This is a genomic window from Microbacterium sp. 67-17, assembly GCF_001898325.1.
Taxonomy (GTDB): Bacteria; Actinomycetota; Actinomycetes; order Actinomycetales; family Microbacteriaceae; genus Microbacterium; species Microbacterium schleiferi.
Window position 1 is genome coordinate 14,150 of the sequence record NZ_MKTR01000016.1, and the last position, 18,023, is coordinate 32,172.

General features: G+C 67.9%; 19 protein-coding genes. 16 read left to right on the forward strand and 3 right to left on the reverse strand.

All coding sequences use genetic code 11. From position 1 onward, the window contains the following. Positions 1–96 precede the first annotated feature (96 nt). The 5 genes from BGO47_RS07230 to BGO47_RS07250 all read left to right on the forward strand — a co-directional run bounded on the left by BGO47_RS07230 (position 97) and on the right by BGO47_RS07250 (position 5,485). On the forward strand, positions 97–1,011 hold the full coding sequence (locus BGO47_RS07230; protein WP_292709993.1) for an ABC transporter ATP-binding protein: 915 nt from the start codon (positions 97–99) through the stop codon (positions 1,009–1,011). Next, a complete protein-coding gene (locus tag BGO47_RS07235) occupies positions 1,008–1,856 on the forward strand; it encodes an ABC transporter permease (RefSeq protein WP_292709995.1) in 849 nt (282 codons plus the stop codon). Before BGO47_RS07230 ends, BGO47_RS07235 begins: the two co-directional genes overlap by 4 nt. A gap of 39 nt (positions 1,857–1,895) precedes the next feature. Beyond that, positions 1,896–3,059, forward strand: a complete 1,164-nt coding sequence (locus tag BGO47_RS07240) for a sensor histidine kinase (protein ID WP_292709997.1) — start codon at positions 1,896–1,898, stop codon at positions 3,057–3,059. Further along, positions 3,056–3,679, forward strand: a complete 624-nt coding sequence (locus tag BGO47_RS07245; protein WP_292709999.1) for a response regulator transcription factor — start codon at positions 3,056–3,058, stop codon at positions 3,677–3,679. Before BGO47_RS07240 ends, BGO47_RS07245 begins: the two co-directional genes overlap by 4 nt. Positions 3,680–3,763: 84 nt before the next feature. Next, positions 3,764–5,485, forward strand: a complete 1,722-nt coding sequence (locus BGO47_RS07250; RefSeq protein WP_292710001.1) for an acyl-CoA dehydrogenase — start codon at positions 3,764–3,766, stop codon at positions 5,483–5,485. 16 nt (positions 5,486–5,501) lie between these two features. On the opposite strand, the gene hypB is transcribed toward BGO47_RS07250, so the two are convergent. The 3 genes from hypB to BGO47_RS07265 form a co-directional block, all read right to left on the reverse strand. After that, positions 5,502–6,341, reverse strand: coding sequence for a hydrogenase nickel incorporation protein HypB (gene hypB, locus BGO47_RS07255; protein WP_292710003.1), 840 nt, complete (start codon positions 6,339–6,341; stop codon positions 5,502–5,504). Then, positions 6,316–6,696: a hydrogenase maturation nickel metallochaperone HypA gene (locus tag BGO47_RS07260; protein ID WP_292710005.1), complete on the reverse strand. Its 381-nt coding sequence runs from the start codon at positions 6,694–6,696 to the stop codon at positions 6,316–6,318. The genes hypB and BGO47_RS07260 overlap by 26 nt, the downstream gene beginning before the upstream one ends. 77 nt (positions 6,697–6,773) lie before the next feature. Continuing rightward, entirely contained in the window at positions 6,774–7,760 is a 987-nt protein-coding gene (locus BGO47_RS07265) for an AraC family transcriptional regulator (protein WP_292710007.1), read from the reverse strand. A gap of 123 nt (positions 7,761–7,883) precedes the next feature. Here BGO47_RS07265 and BGO47_RS07270 point away from each other — a divergent pair, with 123 nt between their 5' ends. From BGO47_RS07270 to hypE, 11 genes are read left to right on the forward strand one after another with little or no spacing between them, the layout of a single operon-like run. Then, positions 7,884–8,486, forward strand: a complete 603-nt coding sequence (locus BGO47_RS07270; RefSeq protein WP_292710009.1) for a DUF1641 domain-containing protein — start codon at positions 7,884–7,886, stop codon at positions 8,484–8,486. Next, positions 8,483–9,454: a hydrogenase gene (locus BGO47_RS07275; RefSeq protein ID WP_292710011.1), complete on the forward strand. Its 972-nt coding sequence runs from the start codon at positions 8,483–8,485 to the stop codon at positions 9,452–9,454. The genes BGO47_RS07270 and BGO47_RS07275 overlap by 4 nt, the downstream gene beginning before the upstream one ends. Positions 9,455–9,471: 17 nt before the next feature. After that, positions 9,472–11,082, forward strand: a complete 1,611-nt coding sequence (locus tag BGO47_RS07280; RefSeq protein ID WP_292710013.1) for a nickel-dependent hydrogenase large subunit — start codon at positions 9,472–9,474, stop codon at positions 11,080–11,082. Positions 11,083–11,096: 14 nt separating this feature from the next. Further along, complete coding sequence (locus BGO47_RS07285) at positions 11,097–11,660, forward strand: hydrogenase maturation protease (RefSeq protein WP_292710015.1); 564 nt, start codon at positions 11,097–11,099, stop codon at positions 11,658–11,660. Continuing rightward, positions 11,653–11,967 carry a hypothetical protein gene (locus BGO47_RS07290; RefSeq protein WP_292710017.1) on the forward strand — a complete coding sequence of 105 codons (315 nt, stop codon included), beginning with the start codon at positions 11,653–11,655 and terminating at the stop codon, positions 11,965–11,967. The genes BGO47_RS07285 and BGO47_RS07290 overlap by 8 nt, the downstream gene beginning before the upstream one ends. Next, positions 11,964–13,148: a hypothetical protein gene (locus BGO47_RS07295; protein ID WP_292710019.1), complete on the forward strand. Its 1,185-nt coding sequence runs from the start codon at positions 11,964–11,966 to the stop codon at positions 13,146–13,148. The genes BGO47_RS07290 and BGO47_RS07295 overlap by 4 nt, the downstream gene beginning before the upstream one ends. Before the next feature lie 34 nt (positions 13,149–13,182). Further along, on the forward strand, positions 13,183–13,650 hold the full coding sequence (locus BGO47_RS07300; RefSeq protein WP_292710021.1) for a hypothetical protein: 468 nt from the start codon (positions 13,183–13,185) through the stop codon (positions 13,648–13,650). Continuing rightward, positions 13,631–15,976 (forward strand): carbamoyltransferase HypF, encoded by a 2,346-nt coding sequence (gene hypF / locus BGO47_RS07305; RefSeq protein WP_292710024.1) that lies wholly within the window; start codon positions 13,631–13,633, stop codon positions 15,974–15,976. Before BGO47_RS07300 ends, hypF begins: the two co-directional genes overlap by 20 nt. A gap of 5 nt (positions 15,977–15,981) precedes the next feature. Then, positions 15,982–16,254 carry a HypC/HybG/HupF family hydrogenase formation chaperone gene (locus tag BGO47_RS07310; RefSeq protein ID WP_292710026.1) on the forward strand — a complete coding sequence of 91 codons (273 nt, stop codon included), beginning with the start codon at positions 15,982–15,984 and terminating at the stop codon, positions 16,252–16,254. Beyond that, entirely contained in the window at positions 16,251–16,895 is a 645-nt protein-coding gene (locus BGO47_RS07315; protein WP_292710028.1) for a hypothetical protein, read from the forward strand. Before BGO47_RS07310 ends, BGO47_RS07315 begins: the two co-directional genes overlap by 4 nt. Next, positions 16,892–18,016, forward strand: a complete 1,125-nt coding sequence (gene hypE / locus BGO47_RS07320) for a hydrogenase expression/formation protein HypE (protein ID WP_292710030.1) — start codon at positions 16,892–16,894, stop codon at positions 18,014–18,016. The genes BGO47_RS07315 and hypE overlap by 4 nt, the downstream gene beginning before the upstream one ends. Positions 18,017–18,023: the final 7 nt, after the last annotated feature.

Here is an 18,023-nt window from a genome sequence, read left to right on the forward strand (position 1 = left end):
GCCGGGCGGAGGGGGTGCGGCATCCACCGAATGGGGGATGCCGCACCCGACCAACGGCCGCTGTTGTGGCAGCCGCCGCCAGGGCACTCTGGAGGCATGGAAAACGCTGCGGTGCGGGTGCGGAACCTGCGCAAGACCTACGGATCGCGGGCTGCCGTCGATGACGTGTCGTTCGACATCATCCGAGGTGAGACCTTCGCCCTGCTCGGCCCCAACGGCGCCGGCAAGTCCACCACCGTTGAGATCCTCGAGGGATACCGCCGTCGCACCAGCGGAGAGGTGACGGTGCTGGGGGACGACCCCGGACACGCCGGCTTGGCGTGGAAGGCGCGGCTGGGCATTGTGCTGCAGACCACCGGCCAGGCGGGAGCCTTCACCGTGCGCGAGCAGTTGCGTCAGTTCGCGGGCTACTATCCCCGCCCCCGCGACGTGGAGGAGGTGATCGCTGCAGTCGGACTCGAAGAGAAGGCGAACACGCGAATCTCCAAGCTCTCCGGCGGGCAGCAGCGACGCGTGGACGTCGCGCTCGGCATCATCGGAAACCCTGAACTCCTCTTTCTCGACGAGCCGACCACCGGATTCGACCCGCAGGCGCGTCGGGAGTTCTGGAGTCTCATCCGCAGGCTCCAGGGCGAAGGCACCACGATCCTGCTCACGACGCATTACCTCGATGAGGCGGCGCAGCTGGCCGACAGGGTCGCCGTCATCGATCGGGGACTTCTGCAGGCGATCGGGCCCATCGCCACGTTCGGCGGCGAGGACGCCCGGATGCCGCGCGTCACATGGCGCGAAGGTGGCACGCTGCACACCGAGAGCACCCCCGCGCCCTGGGCCTTCGCCCGGTCGCTCGCCGAGCGCCTCGGCGGTGAGCCCGACGAGCTCGAGATCCGTCGCCCCACCCTGGAAGACATCTACCTCGGCATGGTCGACCCGGACGCCGCGGCCACCCCGGACGAGGCAGTCACCCCGGCATCCTCACCCACCTCTTCGACCTCGGAGACACTGTCATGACCGCTCTCACCCTCGCTCCGGCCCGGCTCAGCCCGATGCACGCGGTACGCCACGGCATCCGTCGTATCGGGTTCGAGATCCGCGGCTACACCCGCTCACCCGAGACGATCTTCTTCACGTTCCTCTTCCCGATCCTGATGCTCGCCCTGTTCAGCACCGTCTTCGGCGGTGACGGAGATCAGAGCTATGGGCAGGGGCTGCCGGCTCTCTCGGCGGCACAGATGTACCTCCCGGGCATGCTCGCGGCCGGTGTGCTGCTGTCGGGCCTGCAGAACCTCGCGATCGATATCGCCCTCGAACGGCACGATGGCACCCTCAAGCGACTGGGCGGCACACCGCTGTCGCCGGTGAGCTACTTCATCGGCAAGCTCGGGCAGGTGCTGGTCACCGGTACCGTGCAGGCAGCTGTGCTGCTCGTGTTTGCGGGGCTCGTGCTGGGCGTGCCGCTGCCGTCCGACGTGGAGTCGTGGCTGACCTTCGCGTGGGTGTTCGTCCTGGGACTTGCGACCTCAGCGTTCCTCGGAATCGCCATCTCGGCAATCCCCCGCAGCGCCCGGAGCGCCTCGGCCGTCGTCATCCCCGTAGCCCTCGTGCTGCAGTTCATCTCGGGCGTCTACATGTTCTTCTGGCTGCTGCCCGAGTGGCTGCAAAACGTTGCGAACCTCTTCCCCCTGGCGTGGATGGCCAAGGGCATGCGGGCGGTCTTCCTGCCACCGGAGTACGCGACCCTCGAGCAGAGCGGAGCGTGGGACCTCGGCGGTGTCGCGATCGCGCTGCTGATTTGGCTTGTCGTGGGCCTCATCATCAGCCGGCTCACCTTCCGGTGGATCCGACGCGACGCGTAGCCTGGGGCGGTTACGCGTGAGCCGGGCGAAGGGGTGATGATGAGCGAATCGCGATGGTGGGATCTCGTCGTCCCGATCGTGGCGGCAGCCATCGTCGCCCCCATCCTGATCCTGTCGGAACTCGACGGTCTCGATCGGATGCTGGTCGCTGCCTCCGCGGCGCTTCTGGTCATCGCCTACTTCGGCTTCGGTCGGAGGCTACGGCAGCGCAGCAGCACGCCGCTGGCCGTCGTATTCGTCGTCCTCGTGACCATTTCCATCGGAATCGGCGTGACCGCTGCCCCGTTCATGGCGATGCTCCAGACTCTGGCGTATCCCCTCGTGTGGGTCTCGGTCGACACCCGACGAGGAGGCGTTCTCGGATCCATCGCCATCGGTTTCGGTGTCTTCGTCGGATTCGTGGCTCACGGCGGCTTCACGATCGAGTCGCTCTGGGAAGGCATCCTCTCGGGGGGTCTAGCAGTCGTCTTCGCTACCGCTCTCGGCCTATGGATCTCGAGCATCGCCGAGTATGGGAAGGAGCGGGCACGTCTGGTCACGGAGCTGACCGCGGCGCAGTCCCAGGTCGAGGCGCTCAGTCGGGACCGGGGTGCGGCGGAGGAGCGGGAGCGCATCGCTCGTGACATCCACGACACGCTGGCGCAGACCCTCGCGGGCCTCGTCCTGTTGAGCGAGCGTGCGGGCCGGCAAGCGCGGGACGGGCGAACGGATGCAGCGGCCGAGACGATCGCGACGATCGAGCAGACCGCGCGCGAGGCGCTCGCTGAGTCCCGCGCGCTCGTGGCGCGGATGGCTGCCGTTCCCGCCGATGACGCTCTCGCGGCAGCGATCGAGCGGCTGGCCGCGCGCTTCCGGGCAGAGGTCGGCCTCGCGATTGATGTCGAGGTTTCAGCCGGCGTGGATCTCGATCGTGAGCAGCAGGTCGTTCTGCTGCGCTGCCTGCAAGAGGCTCTCGCCAACGTCCGAAAGCACGCGCGGGCAACCGTGGTCCTCGTGACCGTGGCCCACGATGGCGAGGGGATCCGGATGACTGTCCGCGACGACGGAGTCGGCTTCGACCCGTTGGCCGCCCGCACTGGATTCGGGCTCGACGGCATCAGCGACCGCGCGACACTCGCGGGAGGGGACGTCGAGGTGGAATCGGCACCCGGCCACGGCGCGACGCTGACGATCCTGCTCCCGCCGGCCGGAGTCGCGGCATGATCCGACTCCTGATCGCCGATGACCATCCCGTCGTGCGCGCGGGGCTCGCCGGCTTGTTCGCCGATGAGGAAGGCTTCGAGGTTGTCGGTCAGGCGGCCGATGGAGCCCAGGCGGTCGAGCTGGCAGCACGCGAGAAGCCGGATGTCGTGCTCATGGACCTGCGGATGCCCGTGATCGACGGTGTTGCAGCGACGGCTCGCATCGTCGCCTTTGGCGCCGACGCGCCGCGCGTGCTCATCCTCACGACGTATGAGAGCGACGATCAGATCCTGGCGGCGATCGAGGCGGGAGCTGCCGGTTACCTGCTCAAGGCAGCGCCGCAGGACGAGATCGTCGCGGGGATCCGCCTGGTCGCGACGGGGCAGACGGCGCTCTCGCCGGCTGTGGCGGCGCGGCTGGTGTCGCGGATGCGCGAGCCTGCGGCATCTGTCACGCTTACTCCGCGCGAGATCGAGGTCCTGCAGCTTGTGGCGCGTGGTCGCAGCAACAAGCTCATCGGCGCTGATCTCGGCATTGGCGAGTCGACGGTCAAGACCCACCTGCTGAAGATCTTCGACAAGCTCGAGGTCGCCGACCGAACCCACGCCGTGACGGTAGCCATGGAGCGCGGCATCCTCTAGCGAGGCAGGGCGTCCACTCACGCGCAATGAGACGCAGTGTCATCTATGATGAGTCGCAGTCCCACCTCTGAAAGCGAGTTCGTCATGGCTGACACCTCCGCCTACGTTCCTCCCGTCGATGACTACGCGTTCCTGTTCGCCGAGGCATTCGGCACCGATCTGGTGGCGCGCGCCACCAGCGGAGCCCTGAGCGCAGAGGATGCCGTCGACGCGCTGTCTGCGGCGGGGGAGCTCGCATCCGAGGTGCTGGCGCCGCTGAACGCATCCGGCGACCGCGAGGGAGTGACGGTCTTCGACGGCCAGGCGAAGACGCCAGCCGGGTTCCCCGAGGCCTATCGCGCGATCGTTGAGGCGGGCTGGATCACCGCCGAAGCGCCCGAGTCTGCCGGCGGCGATGGCCTGCCCGCGCTCGTACAAGCGGGACTCGGCGAGATGTGGAACGCCGCCAACACCGCGTTCGCGCTGTGCAGCGCCCTCAACACCGGGGCGATCCACGCCCTGGATGCCTATGCCTCCGACGACCTGCGCGAGCAGTACCTCACGCGGCTCGTCAGCGGCGAGTGGACCGGCACCATGAACCTCACGGAGCCCCAGGCCGGCACAGACCTCGGCGCGATCCGCACCATGGCGACCCCGAACGACGACGGCACCTGGGCGGTCAAGGGTCAGAAGATCTTCATCACCTGGGGCGACCACGACGTCGCCGAGAACATCGTTCATCTCGTGCTCGCTCGCACGCCGGATGCCCCCGAGGGTGCGAAGGGGATCTCGCTGTTCGTCGTGCCGAAGTTCCTGCCCGACGCTGCTGGAAACCCCGGGGAACGCAACGCCGTCACAACGGTCTCGGTCGAGCACAAGCTCGGCATCCACGGCAGCCCGACCTGCGTGCTCGAGTATGAGGGAGCGACGGGCTTCCTCGTCGGAGAGCTTCACGGCGGTCTTGCCGGAATGTTCGTCATGATGAACTCTGCCCGTGTCGGCATGGGGCTCCAGGCCACGGGAATCAGCGACCGCGCCTACCAACGCGCGCGGGCATATGCGCAAGAGCGTATGCAAGGTGCTGTGCTCGATCGTCCTGCCGGGACCCCGATCGCCGAGCACCCCGACGTCCGTCGCCTCCTGCTGTCGATGGCGAGCGAGATCAGTGCGATGCGGGCCCTCGGCGTCCACGTCGGCGACCTGTTCGACCGGGCGACGGATGCCGACAGCCTCCGCCTAGCCGAACTGTTCGTCCCGATCTTCAAGGGCTGGACCACCGAAGAGGCTCTGCGGATCACGTCCGACGCGATCCAGGTGCACGGCGGCATGGGCTTCATCGAGGAATCCGGCGCGCCCCAGCACTACCGCGATGCCCGGATCATGCCGATCTACGAGGGCACCACGGCCATCCAGTCCAACGACCTGATCGGCCGCAAGGTCATCCGTGATGGTGGCGCGACAGTCGGCCGCGTCCTCGGCGAGACCGCCGAAGCGATCGCCACGCTCGAAAGACTCGACCACCCCGTCGCTGCACGGACCGCGGCGCGACTCGAGCGGGCCCGTGCATCTGCTGAGGAAGCGACGGCACAGCTGATCGCGTTCGGGATGACGCGCGACGCATATGCCGTCAGCGTCCCGTACCTCATGCTCCTGGGCTTCGTGGCTGGCGGGCTGATGCATGCACGGATTCTCGCGGCAACCCTCGCGCACGACGCGCAGACGGATGCCGATGCGCGCCGCATCCGTGAAGCAGACGCGTACGGGGTCTACCACCTGTCGCGCGTCGCGGGTCTTGCCGAGGTCGTCGCCGCCGGCGAGATCGCCTGAGGCCTTCCGTCCCGGGTCAGCCCCGGGCGGGAGCGGTGGCCGGCGCGGTGATCTCCGCGATCCAGGAGAACCAGTCGGCGAGGCCGTCGCCTGCCTTCGCGCTCGTGAGGATGATCCGTGCTGTGGGGTTCACGGCACGGACGTTCGCGAGAAACAGGTCGAGGTCGAAGTCGAGGTAGGGCAGGAGGTCGGTCTTGTTCACGACGACCACGTCCACCGACCGGAACATAACCGGATACTTCAGGGGCTTGTCCTCGCCCTCGGTGACGGATGCGACCATCGCGCGATGGTGAGCCCCGGTGTCGAACTCGGCGGGGCACACGAGGTTGCCGACGTTCTCGATCACGACGAGGTCGAGGTTCTCGAGCTCGAGACCGCGCAAAGCCCGGTCGACCATCGGGGCGTCAAGGTGGCACTCGCCGCCGAACCCGTTTCCGGTGTTCAAGAGCGAGATCTGCGCACCGTAGCCGTCGAGGCGATCAGCGTCGAGGGCTGTCTCGATGTCGCCCTCCACGATCCCGACGCGCACGCGCCCTTCCAACTCCGCGAGCGTCCGCTCCAGGAGCGTGGTCTTGCCGGCGCCCGGAGATGACATCAGGTTGATCGAGACGACGGATGCGGCATCCAGGGCCCGGCGGTTGCGGTCGGCCGCAGCATCGTTCTCGCTGAAGATCCGCTCCAGCACGTCGATGCGCTCAGCGCCCGTCTCGTAGCCGGAGTGATCACCGATGTGGTCGTCGTGTTCGTGATCATGCGGGTGGTCATGATCGCCATGCGAATGCTCGTGCGAGTGCCCATCATCGTGGTGATCGTGAGCGTGCACGGTTCCGTCATCGTGGCGGTGAAAGCGACCCATCGGTCTTCCCTTCCTTTTCGCCGACCTCCATTGACCGGACGAGGAATTCCTCCCCAGATCGTACGACCACCGATCCACTTCCGCATGACGCGCACACGAGGATCGGCACGCCCTCGATCGTCGAATCCGTGGAGCACTCGCGGCACGTGACGATGGCCGGGATCGAGGTCACCTCGAGCCGCGATCCGGACAGCGATGGCGAGTTCTCGCACACGATGCCCCAGCAATACACGAGAGTGTCGGGCACCACCTGGCGGAGCTGACCGACATCGAGCTGGATCGAGAGCACGGGGCGGCCCGCGCTCGAACGCTCAGCGATCGCAGCGATCGATCGGCACAACGACAGCTCGTGCATCCGGCCCTCCGACCCCACCGGTGGGGATGCCCTCACCCTAGATCCAATCGGCGCTCCGGCGGAACGCGCCAGGGTGATCACGCGCCGCGAAGGGTGCGAGACGGCGATTCTCCGAAGCGGTCGCGGTACTCGTTCGCGAACCGGCCGGCGTGGGTAAACCCCCACCGCTGGGCGATCCCCGCGACTGTCGCGCCGCGCCTGGGGTCGGCATCCGTCAGATCGATGCGCACCCGCTGCAGTCGCTGGTCGCGAACGTATCCTGACGGCGTTGTGCCCAGGCGGTCGCGGAAGGTCTGCTGCAGATGGCGCGGAGAGACATGCACCGCGTGGGCAAGGACCGCCAGCGAGAACGGCTCGGCCAGATGCTGCTCGATGTAGGCGAGGGCGTCAACCATGAGACCCGACGTTGCCTGTCGCCTCAGCGAGCTGGAATAGTTCGAGGGCTGCAGCAGGAGCAGGGATGCGACCAGGAGGTCGGCGACGCTCTGTCGACCCAGGGGCAGGGTCAGCAGCGACGAATCGGTCATGGATTCGGTGCTCAGCAGCTGCACCGCGATGCTCCACCGGATGCTTTCGGGAGAGCTCAGATCGAACAGCGGCTCAAACCGCAGCGGTTCGCTGACGCGCCGGCCGAGGGTGCGAGCCACGGCTGCCTCCACGGCATGACGTTCGAGGCGGACGAGGAGCTGGGGAGATTCGGGAGTCATCTCCAGCCGCACCGCCGTGCGCGGTGAGAGCACGATCGCCTGAACCGTCGTCGTGTGCACCGTGACTCCGTCCACGCGCGCCGCGAGCGCTCCGCCCTGGTTCATGCAAACCGTGACGGCGTCGGCGGTGACCGGGATGTCGATCGTGGTGGGGGTCCCGATATCCAGGTAGCCCAACGAGATCGTGTCGAAGCTCCGCGTGAACAGCGCGCCGTCGAGACTCGCGCGGTTGTCGTGGACGGCGACGGTGCCCTCCCCGAGGAGAGTCCCGAGTTCGCCGGCGAGACGCCGGGGGTCGTCGGTGCGCACCGAGGGGGCACTCGCCAGCGCCGGCGGCGTGCGCAGGGGACGGGCCATCTGTCCTCCAGGGGATCGCTCTGAGGATAAACCCTGCGCATTCCGGATGCTACGCAACACCTGGCGGGGATACATTCGTGCCAGGACACCTCGTCGCGGAGTGTCCCGATCGGAGGACGCCGTATGAGCACTGTGCTCTCGCCGGACGACGCGAAGATGATCACCGGCGCCGACATCGAGGCCGAGCGCCTTCGCCAGCGGCTCGGTGATCCAGAGACCGTCGCTGCCCTCAACCACCTGCTCGACAACGCTGAGCTCGTCGCGGGTCTCCTCGATGTCGTCGGCGGCTTCTTCGCGCACTCCGACAACATCGTCGAGAACGTCGCGACCAGCTACCACGAAGCCGTGGCGATGGTCACCGAGAGCCCGGTCGGAAAGCGGGCAGTTGCGGCAGGTCCTGCGCTCCTGAAGGTCGCCGACCAGGCGATTCCGGTTCTGGAGCACGTGGCAGATGCCGACCTCGTCGAGAAGATCGGATCCTCGGGACTGCTCGACCCGGCGCTTCTTGATCTGCTGACACGGGTGGCCGGGGGCGTCAGCCGTGCCACCGAGCAGGCGCAGGCCGAGGCTGAGCAGAAACCGCCGAGCATCATCGCGATCAGCGGGATGACCCGCGACCCCGACGTCAGGCGAGGGCTTGCCTTCGCGCTGCGGATCGTCAAGGAACTCGGTCGCTCCCTCCGTGAAGAGGGAGAGGCCACCGCAACGGAAGGAGAGCAGGCATGACCAGCGTGCTGTGGTTGCAGGGCGGGGCGTGTTCGGGGAACACGATGTCGTTCCTCAACGCGGATGAGCCGAGCGTGGTCGATCTCATCGTCGACTTCGGGCTTGAGATTCTCTGGCACCCGACGACGGGCCTTGAGATGGGCAAGAACGCCCAGAAGATCTTCAAGGACTGTGTCGAGGGCAAGCGCCAGCTCGACATCTTCGTGTTCGAGGGGACGGTGATCGAAGGCCCCGACGGCACGGGCCGCTTCGATATGTTCGCCGATCGACCCATGAAGGATTGGGTGACAGACCTTGCCGAGGCGGCATCCATCGTCGTGGCCATCGGCGACTGCGCGTGCTTCGGCGGTCTTCCCGCCGTCGCGCCCAACCCCAGTGACTCGACAGGTCTGCAGTTCCACCGCAAGGCCAAGGGCGGATTCCTCGGTGCCGACTGGCGCAGCAAGTCGGGACTTCCCGTCATCAACATCCCCGGCTGCCCCGCCCACCCCGACTGGATCACGCAGATCATCGTTGCGCTGGCCACGGGCCGCGTCGGAGACATCGCGCTCGACGACCTCAACCGGCCCCAGACCTTCTTCACCCAGTTCGTGCACAACGGCTGCACGCGCAACACGTTCTTCGAGTTCAAGCAGTCCACGATGAGCTTCGGGGAGGGCACGCGCACCGGATGTCTGTTCTATGAATTCGGATGCCGCGGGCCGATGACCCACGCGCCGTGCAACCGCATCCTGTGGAACCGCCAGTCATCCAAGACCCGCGCGGGCATGCCGTGCCTCGGGTGCACGGAACCCGAGTTCCCGTTCGCCGACCTGATGCCCGGCTCCGTCTTCAAGACGCAGCTGATCGCCGGCGCCATCCCGAAGGACCTCCCGCCCGGAGAGGACCACGTCACCTACATGGCCATGGCTGCCGCGGCGCGGATCTCCGCGCCCAAGTGGTCCAAAGAGGACATGTTCGTCGTCTAGCCCGAAAGGCCCAGCACATGAGTTCTACCGTCGATCTGCACGTCAGCCCCCTCGGCCGCGTCGAGGGCGACCTGGACGTGCGCGTCACCATCGAAGACGGTGTCGTGACGGATGCCTGGACGCAGGCCATGATGTTCCGCGGGTTCGAAACGATCCTGCGGGGCAAAGACATGCGCGCGGGTCTGATCATGACGCCCCGCATCTGCGGGATCTGCGGCGGCAGCCACCTCTACAAGGCGTGCTACGCGCTGGACACCGCGTTCCAGACGTTCGTGCCCCACAACGCGACGCTCGTTCGCAACATCGGTCAGGCAGTCGAGACCCTGCAGTCGATTCCGCGCTACTTCTATGCGATCTTCGCGATCGACCTCACGCACGAGAAGTACAAGGACTCGCCCCTCTACGAGGAGGCGTGCCGGCGGTTCTCGGCCTACGTCGGCACGAGCTACCAGCCGGGTGTCGTGCTCAGTCAGAAGCCCGTCGAGATCTACGCGATCTTCGGCGGTCAGTGGCCGCATTCGTCGTTCATGGTGCCCGGTGGCATCATGGGCGCTCCGACCCTCAGTGACGTGACCCGCTCGCACGCGATCCTCGATAACTGGAAGAACGCGTGGCTCGAGAAGCAGTGGCTCGGCTGCACCGTCGACCGGTGGCTCGAGAACAAGACGTGGGAAGACATCCTGGCCTGGGTCGACGAGAGCGACGCCCACCGTGACTCCGACTGCGGCTTCTTCATCCGCTACGCCCTGGACATCGGGCTCGACCTGTACGGACAAGGGTGGGGCAACTACATCGCCGCCGGTACCTACTTCGACCCGGCATCCTACGATCACCCCACCATCGAGGGACGTAACGATGCACTTGTCGTGCGCTCGGGTGTCTACGCGAACGGCGCGCACCACGAGTACGACCAGGCGCGGGTGAGCGAGGATGTCGCGCACTCCTTCTATCGCGGGGATGACGTCGTGCATCCCTTCGATGGGGAGCAGAATGCGATCGACCCCGAGCTCGGTGCCAAGCAAGACAAGTACTCCTTCGCCAAAGCTCCGCGCTATGACGTGCCCGGGGTCGGCCGGCTGCCACTGGAAGCCGGGCCGCTCGCGCGGCAGGTCGTGGCAGGCAAGCCGCAGACGAAGGACTTCCAGGACTACGACCCGCTGTTCACCGACGTCATGGCCAAGAAGGGGCCCTCGGTTCTGGTGCGTCAGCTCGCGCGGATGCACGAGGCCGCGAAGTACTACAAGCTCGTGAAGAACTGGCTGAACCAGATCGACCTGCACGGCTCGTTCTTCGCCGAGCCCACCGACCCGGTGTCGGCGCGCGGCTACGGCGGCACGGAGGCTGCTCGCGGCGCGCTGCAGGACTGGATCGTCATCGAGGACGGCAAGATCGCCAACTACAACGTCATCACCCCGAGCGCGTGGAACATCGGGCCACGCGATAAGGATGCCGTCGTCGGTCCGATCGAGAGGGCCCTGATCGGCGCCCCGGTGTACGACCTCGAAGACCCCGTCGAGCTCGGTCACGTCACCCGCAGCTTCGACGCGTGCCTGGTGTGCACGGTGCACGCCTACGACGGCAAGACGGGGCGAGAGATGTCGTCGTTCGTCATCAACAACATGTGTTGAGCGAGGGACAAGAGGTGAAGGCGGGCGCGGCCGTTCATACCGACGAGGCGGTCGAGCCGTGGCGGTTGATCGACGACGGTGACGAGAGTTCGCGCGTCGAGCTGTTGATCATCGGGTGCGGCAACATCCTGCGTGGGGATGACGCGGCCGGACCGGTCTTGATCAGACGCCTGTGGGACTCCGGGCCGGTTCCGGAGCGGATCCGGATCGCCGACGGTGGGACGAGCGGAATGGGTGTCGCATTCGAGATGCGCCACGCCGACCGGGTGCTCATCATCGACGCGTCGAGCACCGGGGCCGAACCGGGGACGCTGTTCTCGGTACCCGGCGATGTCGTCGCGGAGCTCCCGCCGGCTGGTGCGATGGGAAGCCACGACTTCCGATGGGATCACGCGATCGCCTTCGGTCGGTGGCTCTTGGGGCCGCTCATGCCTGCCGACATCGATGTCCTGCTCATCGAGGGCGGTTCCTTCGCCTTCGGTGCGCCCCTGAGCCCCGCCGTGGACGCGGCAATCGAACGGGCGCTCGGAATCGTGCGTGAGCGCATCGCCGCCCTGGAGGAGCAGATCGATGACTGAGGACGTCGAGCAGGTCACCGTCGAGTTCACTCCCGAGGGACACCTGCGCCTTCCCGCGGAGTTCGCCCGCGCCCACTTTCCGGATGACCGGATCGCCGCCCTTCGTGCGCCCACCGGCGAGATCGTGGTGATGCCGGTCGGTGTGGCCGCGTCGGGTGGGCTGATGCTCAAGCAGCGCAATGTCGCGGGCGACCGCAGTGTCCTCCTTCGCGAAGCGCTCGCCGATGACTACCCGGTGGGTTTCGTGGGAGCACAATGGTCGCGAAAGCGTCGCCGCCTGACCATTACTGAAGAGGGTTCCCGATGACCGAGATCGACCGCCCACAGCCTCTCGGAGCGTTCGCCCTGCCGGCCGGTCTGCTGCTGATAGCCGGCGCCGACACGGATGCCGCGCGGCAGTCTCTGCTTTCCGGTCACCTGCCCGAGAGTTGGCCGTCAGCGCTTGAGGGTGTGCGTCTGGCTTACGAGGGGCGGGTCGAGGATGCTGCCGCGGTCTTCGCAGCATCCGACCGACCCGTCGACCGCTACAACCTCTTCGTCGTCGACCCTGACAGCATTGCGCGAACCGATGTCACTGCCGCGCTCGGGGACCAGTGGCGGCCGCTCGTCGATCATGTCGCCTTCACGCTCGGGCAGACCAGCATCCCGCCCGAGGTCGGTAGCTCCACCGGCGAGGTTGCCGCACTGATCCTCACCGCGCAGGCAGCCCACGCGCTCGATGACGGCGACGAGAACGAGGCTGTCGAATGTCTGCGCGCCGCCGCCGACCACGTCCGGGGCGTCGCTCCCGCGTTCGCGGGCGTCATCCTCAGCGAGCTCGCCGGTCGTGGACACAATCTCGCCGATGCCGACGAGGCAGTCGCGCTGCTGAAGGGCACCGACCTCCGCGCCGCGTACGCCGAAGCCCTCTACCACCGCGCGGGGCTTGTCCACGGAATGGCGATCGAGGGGCGGCGCTCTCTCACCGAAGCGATCCAGGGCTACACCGAGGCGCTCCGGCACCTCGATGAGGGCGAGAATCGGCCCCTGTTCGCCCGCGTGCACCTCAACCTCGGCACCGCGTACCTGGCGGCGCCCGTCATGTCGGATGCCGACATGCTGCGGGTGGGCATAGCGATCCAGTCGCTGCGTACCGCTGCACGGTTGCTGGACGAGAAGGACGACGCCGAGGAATGGGCCAGCGCTCGTCTGAATCTCGCCAATGCGTTGGTCTATGCGCCGTCTGCGCGCCAGCGTGACAACCTCATGGAAGCTGTGGACCTCTACGAGGTGGTGCTTCGCACCAGGTCGCCGAAGAAGGACGCTCTCGGGCGCGCCCGGGTGCTCTCGAACCAGGGGAATGCCCTTGCCCATCTCGGGCTCCTCGAGGATGCGCGGGGGCGCTTCGACGAGGCGGAGTTCCTCTTCGCTTCGAAGGGCGACGAGAACTCGGCTGCGATCGTGCGGGACCTCCGCGATCAGCTGGTGGCGGCGGGGAGCCCGGCATGACGCCCGCACGCCGGAACGAATGGGGAGGTATCCGATGACGATGCTCGACGCTGACACGCGAGACTCTGACGCCCTCGAGGCTGAAACCCTCGAAACGACTGCCGCGAGACTGGACGCGGCGGTCGCTGCCATCAGCCGGCTCGATCCCGACAGTCGTGCCGTGGCCGAAGAGTTCGCGCTGGCCCTCGACGCCCTCTCGAAGGAGGCGCTCACCACGATCGTGCGGGCTCTGCGGGAAGATCCCCGCGGCAAGGAGCTCCTCTTCGACCTCGTCGACGATCCGGCAGTGCGGATGCTGCTCGGCATGCACGGAATCATCCGGATGCCGGACCCCGCCGCCACCGCCGAGGCGACGGCGCCCGCGCCGGTAGCGAGCGCTCGTCCCGTTGCGTTCGTGAGTCTCGAATCGCTGCTGCGCGGGCCGAGCGCCGCCCCGACGGGTGCCTGCGGGACCGGGGCCAGCGCATGCGGCCCCGAGGGCTGTGGCTGCGGCGGGCACTGACACGGCGCGCCTGCGCGCCGCCGTCGTGCCCAGCGTCCGCGTAGCCGCGACGGTGCGCGGTGTCGTGCAGGGCGTCGGGTTTCGCCCGCACGTTGCGCGAGTCGCTGCCGCGCACGGCGTGACCGGGTGGTGCGGCAACGACGACGAAAGCGTGTTCATCGAGGCGCAGGGGACGGCCGCCGCCGTCGCGGGCTTTCTGCGCGAGGTGCGTGAGCAGGCGCCCGTCCTGGCTGTCATCGACGAGGTGACCACCGCCGATCGCGACACCATCCCGGGAGAGAGCGACTTCCGGATCGTCGAGAGTCGTCGCGCGGACGGCGTGCGCACCCTCATCCCGCCCGATGTCGGATGCTGCGACGACTGCCGCCGCGAGCTCCGAGACCCAGGCGACAGACGCTTCGGCTACCCGTTCATCACGTGCACGAACTGCGGACCACGGTTGAGCATCATCCGTGACCTCCCCTACGACAGGCCGCTGACGACCATGTCGGTCTTTCCGATGTGCGCAGCATGCCGCGCCGAGTACGAGGACCCGCTCGATCGGCGCTATCACGCCCAACCGATCAGCTGCTTTGACTGCGGACCCACGCTCACGCTCACGGATGCCGCCGGAGGTTCCCTGTGCACCGGAGCGGAGACGCTCGCCGCCGCGCGACGTGCTCTCGCGGACGGGCGCATCGTGGCGGTCAAAGGCCTCGGCGGCTACACCGTGATGTGCGATGCCCGCAGCGAGACTGCTGTCCGCCGGTTGCGCGAGCGCAAGCGCCGGCCCGGCAAGCCCTTCGCGGTGATGGCCGGCTCGATCGAGGAGGCTTCGCGCATCGCGCACCTCGATGCGGCCGCTGCCCGCGAGATGACGGGGCCGGCCCGCCCCATCGTCATCGCCGACACGGCGACGGATGCCGATCTCGCGCCGTCCGTGGCTCCCGGGCTGTCGCGGGTGGGCATCATGCTTCCCTCCGCCGCGGTGCACGAACTCCTGCTGAACCCGGCCGACGTGGTGGTGGCAACCAGCGGCAACGTATCAGGTGACCCGCTGTGCTTCCGCGAGGATGACGCTTTCGAGCTGCTCGGCGGGATCGCCGACCTCTTCGTGACCAACGACCGCGGCATCCACGTTCCCGTCGAAGACTCCGTCCTGCTCGCCGGTGGCGCAGGCGGCGACCTGATTCCGCTCCGGCGCAGTCGCGGGTACGCCCCGCTACCGATTCGTCTCTCCCCCTCGTCCGGTGGTGGCGTGGTCCTCGCCGTCGGAGGTGAGCTCAAGAACACGTTCGCGATCGTGCGCAATGACCGGGCGTTTCTGTCGGCGCACGTCGGAGACATGGGTTCGCTCGCGTGCCAGGAAGCCTTCGAGCGCGGCGTCGCACAGTTCGAAGGGCTGCACCGCAGTTCGCCGGCTCTTCTGGTCGCGGATCTGCACCCCGATTACGCGACGACGCGGTGGGCCCAGCGGCATGCTGATCGGACCGGCACCGCCTTCGTGCAGATCCAGCACCATCACGCTCACGCCCTGAGCCTTCTCGCCGAACACGACGCGGTCGGCACGCGGGTCGCGATAGCCGCTGTCGACGGCACCGGGTGGGGTGAGGACTCCACCATCTGGGGTGGCGAGATCCTGCTCGTCGGGGCTGACCCGCTCGAGTACGAGCGCGTCGCGCACGTCCCATGCTTCCGGCTGGTTGGTGGGGACACCGCTGCCCGCAGCCCCTGGCGCGTCGCTGTCGGGCTGCTGCGCGACTGGGGGATCGATGGCACCGGCATCCCCGTGGCCGCCGATGCTCCACCCGCGGAACTGGCTCTCGTACGTGCACAGCTGGATTCAGCAGAGCCCGTCGGAGTGATCGCCACCTCAAGTCTCGGGCGGGTCTTCGACGCTGTCGCGGCGATTCTGGGCATCCGTCACCGCATCACCTACGAAGCCCAGGCGGCGATGGAACTCGAGGCTGCTGCCGGCGCCTGCGAGCACGGCGGGCATCCGGATGCGGCAGCCGAGTTGCCCGCGCTGGTCGCCGACGTCGTTGAGCGGATGCGCGCGGGACAACCGGTCGCGTGTCTGGCGCGGCGATTCCACGACGGCGTCGCTGCCTGGATCGCCACGGCGCTGACCGACCTCGTCAGCTCCGGCCGCGCCGACGTGGCGGGTCTTACCGGCGGCGTCGCACAGAACCGCGTGCTGCTGAACGAGGTCGGATCTAGACTGTCCCGCGACGGGGTCCCGACGATGCTCCACCGTCGGGTTCCCGCCGGAGACGGTGGCCTGAGCCTCGGGCAGGCCCTTGCCGGACACCTGATGCTTGCCGGCTCATCCGGCAGAGGGGAGTGAGCCCGATGTGCCTTGCGATTCCGGGCAGGATCACCGACCGCTGGGTCGAACCCGACGGCGCGATCGTCGCCGAGATCGACTTCGCCGGCGAGAGCCGTACCGCCAAGCTCAACTTCCTTCCCGACCTCCAGGTCGGCGACTACGTCATCGTGCACGCCGGGTTCGCGCTCACCCGCGTTCCGGCCGATCAGGTCACCCAGGTGATGAGCGCGATGCAGGATGCCGGTGTCGTGGACGCCGACGGTGCGATCGCCCACGACGCAAGGATCGGGCTGTGAGCGCCGCGCCCGCAAGCGACCTGCGGATCGCCGCCGTCCACGTGGCCCGCGCCCAGGTGCTCGGCGGCACCGTGCATGTCGTCGGCGATGACTCTGCAGCGCTTTCCGGTGTCCGGGCCGCGGGGCAGGGCGACGCGGTCGAGATCCTGCGAGCTACCGCGCGATCGGGGGATGCCGCGATCATCGTCGGCGCCTTCGCCGACCGGGATCGGCTCTTGGCGCGCCTTCCCGCATGGGGGGTCGCGGGGATCTGGGTGGGGGATGCTCAGCGTCCCGCCGATGGCATGGCCACCGTGTGCGTCGCCGGCGACGCCGAGGTCGTCGTGCCCGGCATCCTCGCCCTCGCCGACGACCTGCGAGAAGACCCTGCCGCGCTGCAACCGGCCATCGTGGAGTGCACCGACGAGGTCTGTATCACCTGCAGCGACGAAGGTCGGCTCGGAGAGGTCCTCGCGGCCCCACCCGTCCTGTTCGCTCCGGCGCGCGTGCGTACCGCGGATGGCCAGGAGGATGTCGATGTCACGATCCTTGGACACGTCAGGCCGGGCGATCTCGTGCTCATCCACGCCGGGATGGCGATCGCGACGGTGCCGTTACCACCCGAGGTGCCCGTCCCGATCGCCGCGGAGGTGATGTCATGACGACCGACGCCACGGCAGCTGACACGGGTCGCCGCGGAAAGAACCGGCTCAACGAGTCAGAAGACGAGGTCCTCGCGCGCATCGAAGCATTCCGCCGGCGCCGCCCGCGGCTGATCGACGAGGTGATCACCCTGGCACACGGAGCAGGGGGCAAGGCCTCTGCGGCGCTGGTGGACGCCGTCTTCTTCGAAGCATTCGGCTCTCCCACACCGGGCGACCCGGGCGACGCCGCGGTCCTGGAGCGGCCGGCGGGACGCATTGCGATGACCACCGACTCCTACGTCGTCAACCCGATCCGCTTCCCCGGCGGGAGCATCGGCGATCTTGCCGTCAATGGCACCGTCAACGACCTCGCCGTCAGCGGTGCGGTGCCCACCGCTCTCACCGCGGCTTTCGTCATCGAAGAGGGTCTTCCCGTCCAGACACTCCGCGAGATCGCCGCCGACATGCGGGCTGCAGCTGACACGGCCGGCGTGGCGATCGTCGCCGGCGACACCAAGGTGGTGCCGCGGGGCGCTGCCGACAAGCTCTTCATCACGACGGCCGGCGTCGGGGTGCTCCCCGCGGGCCGTCGACTCGGAGCCGACCTCGTCGAACCGGGCGATCGCATCCTCGTGTCGGGACCCATCGGCGCCCACGGAATGGCCGTCATGCTTGCGCGGGGGAACCTCGCCATCGACGCCGAAATCTCATCCGATTCCCGTGCCGTGAATGGACTCGTCGAGGCTCTGCTGGATGCCGCGCCGCAGACCCGCTGGATGAGAGACGCCACGCGTGGGGGCCTGGGGACCGTGCTCAACGAGCTCGTGCAGGCATCCGGGCGCGGAGTGATCGTCGACGACGAAGCAGTGCCGGTTGCCCCGGTCGTTCGCGGCGCGTGCGACATGCTCGGGATCGATCCCCTCTACGTCGCCAACGAGGGGATGTTCGCTGCGGTCGTTCCCGCCGATGTCGCGGATGCCGGGCTCGCTGCCCTGCGGGCGCTGCCCGGGGGCGGGAGTGCCGCGATCATCGGCGAAGTTGTCGCAAGCCCCTCCGACATCGTGGCAGTGCGCAACGCCTTCGGCGGCACCCGCATCGTCGACATGCTCGTGGGCGACCCCCTTCCCCGAATCTGCTGAAAGAGAG

Bases quoted from the DNA above. Each gene is read 5' to 3' on its own strand.
- BGO47_RS07230 (WP_292709993.1), top strand. From the start codon at position 97: ATGGAAAACGCTGCGGTGCGGGTGCGGAACCTGCGCAAGACCTACGGA.
- BGO47_RS07235 (WP_292709995.1), top strand. From the start codon at position 1,008: ATGACCGCTCTCACCCTCGCTCCGGCCCGGCTCAGCCCGATGCACGCG.
- BGO47_RS07240 (WP_292709997.1), top strand. From the start codon at position 1,896: ATGAGCGAATCGCGATGGTGGGATCTCGTCGTCCCGATCGTGGCGGCA.
- BGO47_RS07245 (WP_292709999.1), top strand. From the start codon at position 3,056: ATGATCCGACTCCTGATCGCCGATGACCATCCCGTCGTGCGCGCGGGG.
- BGO47_RS07250 (WP_292710001.1), top strand. From the start codon at position 3,764: ATGGCTGACACCTCCGCCTACGTTCCTCCCGTCGATGACTACGCGTTC.
- hypB (WP_292710003.1), bottom strand. From the start codon at position 6,341: ATGGGTCGCTTTCACCGCCACGATGACGGAACCGTGCACGCTCACGAT.
- BGO47_RS07260 (WP_292710005.1), bottom strand. From the start codon at position 6,696: ATGCACGAGCTGTCGTTGTGCCGATCGATCGCTGCGATCGCTGAGCGT.
- BGO47_RS07265 (WP_292710007.1), bottom strand. From the start codon at position 7,760: ATGGCCCGTCCCCTGCGCACGCCGCCGGCGCTGGCGAGTGCCCCCTCG.
- BGO47_RS07270 (WP_292710009.1), top strand. From the start codon at position 7,884: ATGAGCACTGTGCTCTCGCCGGACGACGCGAAGATGATCACCGGCGCC.
- BGO47_RS07275 (WP_292710011.1), top strand. From the start codon at position 8,483: ATGACCAGCGTGCTGTGGTTGCAGGGCGGGGCGTGTTCGGGGAACACG.
- BGO47_RS07280 (WP_292710013.1), top strand. From the start codon at position 9,472: ATGAGTTCTACCGTCGATCTGCACGTCAGCCCCCTCGGCCGCGTCGAG.
- BGO47_RS07290 (WP_292710017.1), top strand. From the start codon at position 11,653: ATGACTGAGGACGTCGAGCAGGTCACCGTCGAGTTCACTCCCGAGGGA.
- BGO47_RS07295 (WP_292710019.1), top strand. From the start codon at position 11,964: ATGACCGAGATCGACCGCCCACAGCCTCTCGGAGCGTTCGCCCTGCCG.
- BGO47_RS07300 (WP_292710021.1), top strand. From the start codon at position 13,183: ATGACGATGCTCGACGCTGACACGCGAGACTCTGACGCCCTCGAGGCT.
- BGO47_RS07310 (WP_292710026.1), top strand. From the start codon at position 15,982: ATGTGCCTTGCGATTCCGGGCAGGATCACCGACCGCTGGGTCGAACCC.
- hypE (WP_292710030.1), top strand. From the start codon at position 16,892: ATGACGACCGACGCCACGGCAGCTGACACGGGTCGCCGCGGAAAGAAC.